At 70.0% G+C, this 2,515-nt stretch carries 2 protein-coding genes and 1 pseudogene; all 3 read right to left on the reverse strand.

All coding sequences use genetic code 11. From position 1 onward, the window contains the following. Positions 1-27 precede the first annotated feature (27 nt). Positions 28-1,086 carry a CDP-glycerol glycerophosphotransferase family protein gene (locus DBR34_RS05200; protein WP_258223678.1) on the reverse strand — a complete coding sequence of 353 codons (1,059 nt, stop codon included), beginning with the start codon at positions 1,084-1,086 and terminating at the stop codon, positions 28-30. Positions 1,087-1,180: 94 nt separating this feature from the next. After that, complete coding sequence (locus tag DBR34_RS05205; RefSeq protein WP_128095979.1) at positions 1,181-2,182, reverse strand: glycosyltransferase; 1,002 nt, start codon at positions 2,180-2,182, stop codon at positions 1,181-1,183. A 120-nt stretch (positions 2,183-2,302) separates the two neighbouring features. Next, positions 2,303-2,515 (reverse strand): annotated as a pseudogene (locus DBR34_RS21215) (haloacid dehalogenase-like hydrolase); the annotation flags it as partial.

Consider the following 2,515-nt stretch of genomic DNA (forward strand, 5'->3'; position numbering starts at 1 on the left):
GCAGTCTCCCTGGGTGACCTGGTCAGCCTAGCATGCACCCCGCGCACGCTTGCCGGGCAGCAATGACCGCCACAATCGCCACGAGCGCCACAGCCGCCGGAACACGCGCCGGCTGCGGCGGCGCAGCCCCGGCGAACCGCTGCGCAGGCGTTGCTCGACCGCGTCGAGCACGCGCTCGGCGGCACGCCCATCGGTCTGCGGGTGGATGCTGGCCGCGTAGGCCCGACGTGCATCGGCCAGCGCGCGTGGCGCAGCCAAGGCCTGCATGATCGCCACATCGATCGCCGCCGGCGTGCGCACATCCTGCATGCAGGGCTGCGGCTGGCGATGGCAAACGGTGACCACGGGCTTGTCGAGCAGCACGAACTCTTCCACCACCGACGAGGTATCGCAGACCAGCACGTCCGCGGCGTGCAACATCGCGGCCAGGTGCGCCGAATCCAGGAAGCAGGCATGCGGGCCGGCCAACGCCTGGTAACGCTGGCGCAGCTCGGCGGGAGCCAAAGGATGCAGCGTCAGCAGCCAGTAGCGATCCCCGCGCGCAATCAGCGCCTCCAGTACCGGCAGGCAGTCACGCGCCTGGCTCAGGGGTGCATTGAAGGTAGAAGCAAACATCACCGTGGGCCGGCCGGCGGCGGCCGCGCGCAGGGCGTGCGCGTGGGCGCAGGGCCCGGCAAATAGGGTATCCAGCTTCGGCCAGCCGGTCTGGACCACGCTGAAATCGCGCCGTTGCCCCGCCAATGCCTGCAGCGGCCCGGTCGTGGCCGGGCCGTGCGCGCAATACAGGTCGAACAGCCCGAGCATGCGGAACTGGCCTTGGCGCGGATCCCGCTTGTGCAGGTTCAACCCGTGGAACAGCTGCACCTGCAGGCCGGGAAGAAACGGCGGAATGCGGTTGACCGTGGCGAACACGGCATGCGGGCGGAACCGCCACAGCGCGCGTGCGCTGCACAGACGCGACTCGTCCGCGCGCAGCCCGGCGGCAACCGCGTCGGGTGCCAGCCAGGCCACGCGGTGGCCACGTGCCTGCGCCTGTGCGGCAAGAGGGCGCAGGATGGCCGGCGCATACGGCTCCGATGCCAGCATTACCCAACGTCGAGGTGCGGCGGCGTCCAGGGCCTCCCCATCAATGATGGCCAGCGCATCCGCCGTGGCGGCGTGCAGGCCCGCCCTGCCCGCCTCACGCATGCTGGTGATCTGCGTCCTGCGCCTGCACGGATGCAGGCACGCTGCACAGTACTGCGGCAAGGCGTTCGCGGAACGCCGTATCGCGTTGCAGGAAGCGTGTGCGTGCCCGCTGCCCCAGCTGCACGCACTCGGTGGGCGACAGGCGCAGGGCCCGGGCAACGCCCGCTTCGATCGCATCGACCGACACGTGGTAGCGCCGGCCCAACCCCATCTTCGCGCCCGGGCTGCACGCCAACAGCAACCCGCAGGCAGGATCGACCAGCTCGTTCATGGGCGCCGCGTCGGTGGTCAGCACCACGGCGCCTACGCTCATTGCCTCGGCGATGGAATGCCCGAAACCCTCGACCTCGGAAGGACAGATGTGGAACCGGTGCGCGTTCTGCAATCGCTGCAACCCCGCATCGTCGAGGTAGCCGGCCAGCAGCACGATGTTGGGCGCGGCCCGTTCCGGGCGGGCATGTCGCTTGCGCTGCACCACGGTCAGGCACGGCCATTCGGGATGACGCCGCCAGGCATCGATCACGACGTCGGTGCCTTTGGCGGTGCTGCGCCCGGCCAGGTGGAAGAACGCGGCCTGCCGGGGCACGCCGGGATCGAACCGGTCGGCGCAGGTAAAGCCGGTGTAGAGCGTCGAACAGCCCAGCTGCGCGAACAACGGCTCGGCGTGCCGGGTCTTGCACAGTACTTGCTCGAACCGCGGCAGCAGCGCCACCCATTCGGGCTTGAACCATTCGGGATTGGGGATCAGCAGATTGCGCCCCGCGCAGTCCAGGGTGGGGGCGTAGACCCGCTCCAGCGACACCTGCGCATCGTAGCGGCCGCGCAGGCGGCAACGCGCGCGCGCCCACCAGTGCCGCAACCGGGCGCCGAGCCGATGGCTCCCCAGCCCTACTGCAGACACCTCGTGGTGCGCACGCAGCACGTCGGCCACGATGGCGAGATCGCGACTCAGCCCTGCCCCGTTGTCGCGGGTAATGACACGCACCTTGCCCACTTCGCCGTCCTCGGGCGCCGCAGCACCGCCAACATGGTCGGTGTGGGTCGTCCTTTCCCCGCCTCCATCATCGGCTGGCGATGGCCGGCCACGCAAGCACGGCAGGTGGCGGGGCGCGGTTCACTGCCGCCAGGCCAGCACCTGCGCCCGGGTTGCCAGTGCTGTTTCGATCCGCTGCAGGCAATCGGCAGTGGGGCTGACCAGGCACCACTGCGCGCTATGGCGCAGCAGCGGAAGGTCGGCGTGGTGGTCGGTATAGGCCATTGCCCACGGCGGTGCGAAGCCACGCGCGGCCAGCATCGGGATCTTGTTCGCGCCCAGGCAGTGCTGATC

It is taken from the genome of Stenotrophomonas sp. HMWF003, from assembly GCF_003061285.1.
Taxonomy (GTDB): Bacteria; Pseudomonadota; Gammaproteobacteria; order Xanthomonadales; family Xanthomonadaceae; genus Stenotrophomonas; species Stenotrophomonas maltophilia_AP.

Coding starts and splice junctions, on each gene's coding strand:
- DBR34_RS05200 (WP_258223678.1), bottom strand. CDS start 1,086: ATGCTGGCATCGGAGCCGTATGCGCCGGCCATCCTGCGCCCTCTTGCC.